Source organism: Paenibacillus sp. FSL K6-1230 (assembly GCF_038002385.1).
Taxonomy (GTDB): Bacteria; Bacillota; Bacilli; order Paenibacillales; family Paenibacillaceae; genus Paenibacillus; species Paenibacillus massiliensis.
On the sequence record NZ_JBBOCK010000003.1, the window covers coordinates 1 to 7,893 of the forward strand.

General features: G+C 36.9%; 6 protein-coding genes and 2 pseudogenes. 5 read left to right on the top strand and 3 right to left on the bottom strand.

Annotated features, from left to right (window positions below):
• The coding region (locus MKX74_RS27955) for a replication/maintenance protein RepL (protein ID WP_445667339.1) at positions 1-354 on the bottom strand (354 nt) is incomplete at its 3' end.
• A gap of 823 nt (positions 355-1,177) precedes the next feature.
• Positions 1,178-2,668, bottom strand: coding sequence for a YncE family protein (locus MKX74_RS27960; protein ID WP_341180692.1), 1,491 nt, complete (start codon positions 2,666-2,668; stop codon positions 1,178-1,180).
• Positions 2,669-3,204: 536 nt separating this feature from the next.
• Here MKX74_RS27960 and MKX74_RS27965 point away from each other — a divergent pair.
• From MKX74_RS27965 to MKX74_RS27985, 5 genes and pseudogenes are all read left to right on the top strand, one after another.
• The gene (locus MKX74_RS27965; protein WP_341180693.1) at positions 3,205-3,576 is read left to right on the top strand and encodes a MobC family plasmid mobilization relaxosome protein; all 372 of its coding nucleotides are present in this window, start codon (positions 3,205-3,207) and stop codon (positions 3,574-3,576) included.
• Positions 3,558-4,538, top strand: coding sequence for a relaxase/mobilization nuclease domain-containing protein (locus tag MKX74_RS27970; protein ID WP_341180694.1), 981 nt, complete (start codon positions 3,558-3,560; stop codon positions 4,536-4,538). Before MKX74_RS27965 ends, MKX74_RS27970 begins: the two co-directional genes overlap by 19 nt.
• A 34-nt stretch (positions 4,539-4,572) precedes the next feature.
• Entirely contained in the window at positions 4,573-4,947 is a 375-nt protein-coding gene (locus MKX74_RS27975) for a hypothetical protein (RefSeq protein ID WP_341180695.1), read from the top strand.
• Between the two features lie 246 nt (positions 4,948-5,193).
• Positions 5,194-5,828, top strand: a pseudogene (locus MKX74_RS27980) (MarR family transcriptional regulator).
• A gap of 1,198 nt (positions 5,829-7,026) precedes the next feature.
• On the top strand, positions 7,027-7,545 hold the full coding sequence (locus MKX74_RS27985) for a recombinase family protein (RefSeq protein WP_341180696.1): 519 nt from the start codon (positions 7,027-7,029) through the stop codon (positions 7,543-7,545).
• A gap of 168 nt (positions 7,546-7,713) precedes the next feature.
• On the opposite strand, the pseudogene MKX74_RS27990 reads toward MKX74_RS27985, so the two are convergent.
• A pseudogene (locus tag MKX74_RS27990) lies at positions 7,714-7,893 on the bottom strand (replication protein); the annotation flags it as partial.

Genomic DNA, 7,893 nt, shown 5'->3' on the forward strand with positions numbered 1-7,893 from the left:
CATCTTTAAGATTGATATAAATCCATTGTCTTCAAGAATTTTAAGGTTTCTATAAATTGTGGTTTTATGTTTTTCGAAATAATCTTCAAAAACAGAATAAGAACAAGCTAAAGCATTTCTATTATCCATATGTTCAATAATAAAAAAGAGTATGGAACTAGCAAATTGATGATTAGTCATTAACCAACGCATTTCGGACATATGGTCTCTATATAACTGTATAAAATTATAATTTTTCTTTTCTTCCTCTTTTTGTGTATGTTTTTTTTCTTCGTTTTTTTCAAATTCTAGTAGTTTTTGAAGTTTGTTAAACTCGTCTTTAGTCAATTCTAATGTTATTTTTTTATCTTCCAATTTTTTAATACCTCCCCTCATTTTTTAAGGTTGCATCAACTATGCAACCTATACGTACCTTATTTGCAATATTCCATTGCAAATAAGGTATCATATGGTAAAAACAAACGCAATAGAATATTGCGAAAAAGCTACATTCTATTGCAAATAGGTTGCATCAGCTATGCAACCTATACCTTGCATACGGTGCAACCTATTAAACTAGACAACCCTTCTATATCAACGTTTTTACTAGTTTCCTTTCTATATCTCTTAAAAGGGCTTTCCACCAAACAAGGGTCGAGTCGTATTTTTTGAGAAAAACACTCAAAAAATCTCCACTCTTTTGCCCTTGTTTGGTGGAATTCGGCGGGATTTGATATATTGCCAAGCCGATCAGACCAAAAACGAAAATAAAGTTGCTCGACTTGGATCAGCCAGTATACCCGCCGAACCGCCCTGTTCTATCGTCCAAAATGAGAGGCTTACATCATTTTTTGTGACGTACACCATGGGGGCTAGCCCCCATACCCCCAGCCAGCACTCTCTCCCAAAAACAAAGGGTTCCATGGGATTTCTGTTTGATATAGGCAGAAATATAAATCGAAAAAGTCAGCTCATGCTTGATTTATATACGACTTGTGTGTTTAGAGTTAGCCCTAAACCAACAGAAAATATCATTCTCATGTAGATAAGAAAATTGTTCAATTTGAATAGTGTCATAGATAAAGGACGACACAGAGGGATGTTACATACAAAATATTTGATGTGGTTGAAATAATTTAAAATACATTAAAAAAGAGAAAAAACCAGAGTGAAAGGAATATATTCACTCTGGTTTTTCTTAAATAATCGGTGGTTCTTTGACTGCGATTCCAATAGGAGAACTGCCAACTTGAATAGTAGCAATAACACCATTATTATTTCCATCAATGACGGAAACATTATTGTCTCCCTGATTAGTGATATAAATATAATTTAAGATTTCATCAATTGCAATTGCTCGAGGTGATTTCCCAACAGTCACAGTAGCAATGACTCCATTATTACTGCCATCAATGACAGAGACTGTGCCATTTCCTTGTGGTAAATAGTTAGTAACATAAATCCGATTCGTTATTTCATTTACTGCTACTCCCCAAGGTTGATCTCCAACAGTAACAGAAGTAATAACTCCGTTGTTAGTACCATTAATTACAGAAACTGTATCATCAAGAAAATTAGCGACATAAATGCGATTGGTTATTTCATTAATTGCGATTCCATGAGGGCTTCTCCCAACAGTAATGGTAGCAATAACACCATTATTAGTACCATCGATGACAGAAACGCTTGGTGGACTTGCGTTTTGATTAGTAACATAAATCCGATTCGTTATTTCATTAACGGCTATTCCACGAGGTGCTGTTCCGACAGTAATAGTAGCAATAACACCATTATTAGTACCATCGATGACAGAAACGCTTGGTGGACTTGTGATTTGATTAGTAACATAAATCCGATTCGTTATTTCATTAACGGCAGCCTCTATAGGACCAGAACCAACAGGAATAGTAGCAATCACGCCATTATTTGTTCCATCAATAACAGAAACGCTTGGTGAACTTGCGCTTTGATTAATAACATAAATACGATTGGTTAGATCATTCGTTGCTACTCCTTCAGGAGTATTTCCAACAGTAATCGTCATAATCACATGATTCGGTGTACCTGCAATGACAGAGACACTACCTGGACTGTCTCCATAGTTTGTCACATAAATATTATTAACGACGGTAGGCCCAGTACTACCTGTACCAGAGGGTCCTGTAGGTCCTGTGGCACCTGTAGGTCCTGTGGCACCTGTAGGCCCGGTAGGTCCTATGCCACCCGGTAAAAAGGCAGCTGTGATTGCGACACAATTGACCAAGACAGTGAGAATCTGATTTTGAGGAAGCGGGGATGTAAACAGTAATTGACTGGTAAAAATTTCGAGTGCGACATACAGCGCTTGCATGACTGTCGCAATTTGTCCAGGTTGTACCGGTGGTGTGTTTAGTAAATCAAACACTTTAAGAATTAAATACAAAATATAGACAACCGCATCATACGGATATTCTGCTAATAACTCTTGATACATTTGAGACAGTAAAAGCTGTAACGCTTGATTGTTCGCTAAACTAGGGTTGGCAAAATAGTTGGCGACGCGATCTTGTAGTGCAACAAATAAATTCAGTAACGCTGCTTCTTGTGTGGGTGTAACCGGAATGGTGGGTTCTAAAAGAGGAAGAACGACAGGAACGGAAGGAACCAAAACATCCGGTAAAACAGGTGTGTTTTCCGAAGAAAATGACATAACAATCACCTTATTTCTATAGTTTTAGTATAGGGTATGAAAGCTAATCCGTATCGGACTGGACGTATGTCAGGAAAAGAAGAAAAAAGAGGAGAAATCCAAATGAGGTGTTTGTCCATGGTAAGCGGACGAACGAACCGAAGGGAAGAGAAGGAGCATTAAGGAATGGACAAACGAACAAGACCCAAGACCCTCTTGTTGTGTCAAAACGGTACGTTTTGGCCTGCCAACCGGCGAGGGAGCCCCTCAAGGAATGAGGGGTTGGGGAGTTGGACTAAGGGGGTCTGGGGAAAAGTTCCCCAGTGGGTTTGGGCAACGCCCAAGGTTTGAATTGGCTAACGAATGTAAGCCAATTTTTGCGGTAGCAAAAACAAAAAGGGGGATTGGGGGAAGCCCCCACAAGCTGTATTTGCGCCACGAAGTGGCTAGCAAATGCGACGCTTGCCAAATTCCTTGCGTCAATGATAAAATTGGAGGTCGTACGACCAATTTGGAATGACGCTTCCGTTGCAAACGGAATGAAGGGATGGGACTTGATGAGTGAACAAAATAAAGGGCTGTCTAGAACTTTTCGGAAAGATCCAAACCGAAAAGAGCCGAGACAAATCAGTTTTCGGATAAGCGAAGAAGAATTTGTAAAGTTGCAGCAGTCAGCTGATACTTTGGGAATGAGTGTGCCAAATTTTGTGAAGAAAAAGGCACAAGGGAGTCGACTAATTTCTCCGAAATTTGATAAGGAGACAAGACAAAGGATTGCGAGGAATTTGAGTCAGATGGGAAATAACATGAATCAAATTGCGAAATATTGTCATACACACAAGGATGGTAATATAGATTGGCAACGTTTACATGATAATATCGAGCAACTAAGAAAAGAAGTGAGTGAGTTATGGCAACAACTAAACTAGGAAACACAAAATCAGCAAGTCAAACAATCAATTATGCGGAAAAACGGGCAGTTGTAAAAAGTGGTTACAATTGTGATGTGGATTATGCAAAGTCAACATTCAAATCAGTAAGAATGTTGTATGGAAAAGAGAATGGAATCCAGGCGCATACGATTATTCAGTCTTTTAAACCTGGAGAAGTAACACCAGAAGAAGCGAATAGCATTGGATTGGAGTTAGCTCAATCTGTGGCAAAAGACTATCAAGTTGCTATTTATACACATAGTGATACAGAACATATCCATAATCATATTGTGATACATGCCGTTAATATGGAAACTGGCAAAAAGTATCACAGTAATAATAAACAACGAGATTTCGTAAAAAGTGAGAATGATAGAATTTGTCAGGAACGAGGATTGTCAATTGTTACAGAAAAACAAGCTTTAGTAAGGTACACGGCAGCGGAGAAATCATTGCTAAAAAAAGGGAAAACGTCATGGAAAGACGAAATACGACAAGCGGTTGATATAGGGAAAACTCGTACGAGCGATATAAAGGGTCTCTCAGCGTTCTTAGATAATTTAGGTATCGAAACTAGATTAAGAGAAAAAACAATCTCCTACAAGCATCCTGAGGCTTTAAAATGGGTACGCGGAAGTAAGTTAGGTTACGACTATGAAATAGGAGGAATAGAACATGGCTTTGCGCGACGAATTAGAGAAAATCAAACAAAAGGACAATCTATTGCTGGAAATGAGCACAAGCGAACAAATCCATTATCGAATGAGAATGTCAGAGATAGAACATCAGAACGAACTGATAGCAGAGCGTATCGACCAATTAGCAGAAAATATCGAGAAAAACAACAAGCTCGTGAGCGAGCAAATACTCTCCGTCAGCAAAATGAACAGAAGCAGCAACGAGAACTTGAACAACAAAGTCGAGCAATTACAAGAGATGGACCAAGTCTTGAGAGATAATTTGAGGGAAACGCTAAACCACTATTTTCAGCAAATGAATAAGAGTGTAGGAGAAAGTTTTGAGAAGAAAACAGATAGACTTGTGACGGATTTTTATCACAAAGTACATCAGTTAGAGCAAAAAACAAGTGACGTACATAATATGCGGATCAAAACAAAGAAAATCGAAGAAGTATGTGTGTCTGTGGTACAAGTCTTATTGTATGCTCTGATTGCAGTTATTATGGTAACGGGTTTAAAGTGGGGGATTTGGAACGTGTTAGGAATATCTAAATTATATGAAATGGTTTCACAAACATTTACATGGGGTTGGCTTGTGATGGCAATTCTGATGGGAGTCATTGGAATCGGTTCATTTATTTTTGCGTTTACATTTGTGAAAGAGAAAACGAGTCAACGTCGTTTTTAAAGATATGGAGGGAAACAAATAAGTATTTTAATTAGGATTAAATGCTAATATTTGGTATTCTTTTCTATTATTTTTAGACAATATTTCCATGTTATAATGGATAGATAGAATATTAGAAAAAATAAAAATCCCCTCGAGCCTAGGAAACTTGCAGGGGATTTTTAAAATAATAGATTGGAGTTTTGTTCTTAAGGATATATTTTATCACATTGAACGTACTCCTTCTACAAAATAAGGAGTGAGAAAATGAGTAAAAACATTATTAATTTTGAAGATGTGGAAAAGAATGCTAAAATTAGGGATAGTAAAATTAATTATATTTATGAGGAATTATCTAGTAATAATGGTTTTTCTAAAGAAGAAAAAGCTATGATGTTACAGGTTTTAAATAAAATATCTGGTGGTGAAGAATATTTTATTGGTAAAAAAAGAAAACCAAGTGATAGGGTGAAATTTGTGCAAATAATTACAGATAATATTAATTACTTGTGTAAAATAGGATATCTTTCTAATTCTGAAAAAGCTTTTTTAATGGATTTAGTACCTTATATAGAATTTAAAACAAATATTTTAATAGAGAAAATTAATAAGCAACATGAATTCTCTTCTGATAGTGCTACACCTAGTTATTTAGCTAAAGAATTAAGTAGAGATCGCTCAAAAATTTCAAAGATGATGAATGGTTTAATGTATAAAGGGATTTTAGCTGTTGCTGAGTCAGGTACTACTACAGAAGATGGTAGAACTTGTACTCTAATATAATGTGTTGTAGTCCTAAAGATGGGATTGATAGAGTAACTCAACATATTTTTAAGAAATCATTACGTAATTTTATTTGTGAACAGGGAAAAAAACATAAACTACCAATTTATTTATTTTAGATGTTAATTTATATTGACATCTTTCTTTTTTTGTGATAGATGGAAAAAAATAGGTGTGGCTTTTTGGCAACACTCAATAGTGAACAAACCCTTGATATAAAAGGATTTGTTCATTTTCTCTATCTCACTCTTATATTTATAGTTAAAAGTTCCGGAAGGAACAGGTAGTATTTTTGAGTAAAAATCACTCAAAAATCTCCACCTTTTTCGCTTCGCTGCATCCTTGCGGAATTTTTTTCGGCAGGTGTATTATTATCGCCAAGCCGAACAAACCAAAAACGAAGATGGTGTTGTTCGACTTGGATCAGCAAGTATACCTGCCGAACCGCCCTGTGCGATCGTTCTTAATGAGATGCTTACATCATGTTTTGTGACGTACACCATGGGGGCTAGCCCCCAAACCCCCAACCATACCTCACACCCAAAAACAAAAGGGACAACCCCCATACCCTCTCAAAAGGTCCAGATTCCTCCGTATTGCGTTTTTATTTATAAATAATACAAAAATACATACGAAGATCAAAACGCTCCTATCGTGGTGATAGAGGCGTTAGAGTGAATTGAGGGGAAGAGGAAAGAAAACAAGAAACCGTCTGTACATACGATACCTGATACATCATCATTTGTATCGCACCTATTAGGCATTTGTTTTATGTTTGGAACCAAAGAAAAGGGAGGGACATATAGTAATAGGGGAATCGGTATAGCAAAGATCATCTTGTATTGAATCGCTCATTGAGAACCTGTCATACAGCTTCTTAATGAGCGATTTATTTGTAAATAGATGAATCAAAGAAGAATAATGACGGTTCTATTTTGGTATATCACACCATACAGTGTAAAAAGATAGACAGGAAAAACCAGCACGCTGCATGCCAAGAGTAGACCCTGTTTGAACGTCGATGACAGAGAGGGTTTTCTCATTTTTCCCCATCTGTTGTCATAAAAATGAGGAATTTGCCATACATATACATTGCAACATGTATGTCTTATCTTGCCATGCGTAAGCATACATGTTGCATACCGCTATGCTTACAAATAAGCAAGAATCCGCACGGTTTATAGGGAATCTACACGATATACATACAAAAAAGGTTGTTCCATGGAGTCTTATTCATGGCACAACCTTTTTTCCTGTTTTATCATAACAAACATGCTAGCTTGCAGTAGGAAACACAAAGAGAAAGAGGAAAAAGATATGATGATTGGATACGCTAGGGTCAGCAGCAAAGATCAAAATCTAGAGAGACAGATCCAGCAATTACAGGAATTTGGATGTGAATACATCGTAGAGGAAAAAGAAAGTGGCGCAACGAAAGAACGTCCCATATTACAAGGATTATTACAACATATTCGTTTTCGTGATGTGATTGTCGTAACGGACTTGTCCCGCATGGTTCGTTCGTTAAAAGAACACATTGATACACGTAGTGAAAGTATACATAGTCAATTTGTTTTACAATTACTCGGTGCGTTAGCAGAATATGAACGAGAGCTTTTGTTAGAGAGACAACGAGAAGGCATTGAAATCGCCAAAAAACAAGGAAAATACAAAGGGAGAGCGATTCAATACCACGCGAAAGCAAGAGGTCGTCATAAGTTATTGTACGACACGGTCGTGGAACAGCTGCAGCAAAGACAGAGTATCACACAAATTGCGAAGCGAACCGGTTTATCCCGCACGACGATTTATCGCATTCAACAGGATAGAAAATAAATACAAAAACCCGCTAGGCATCCGATTTCTGTAGACGCCATAGCGGGTTTTCTGTTGTTTGTATAGCGCTACAGAAATATAGCGCTTGTTCAAACAGGGTCTACTCTCTTTGAACAAGTGTTTTTTACATAAATTAGTTGATTTCTTCCCGAAAAGAGATTTTTTTGTTTATTTTAAACCTTCTCTTTCGCGTAAAGCTTTGAATCTATCAAATTGACTTTGATGTTGATAATCTTTATTTTCTTTCCTACTAACAAGGATTTTTCCATCATATTTTGCAAATCTTTTTTTATCATTTGAGTCAGTCCAAGCTAGATCTTCATTTACTACATAAACATTCGATGTTCC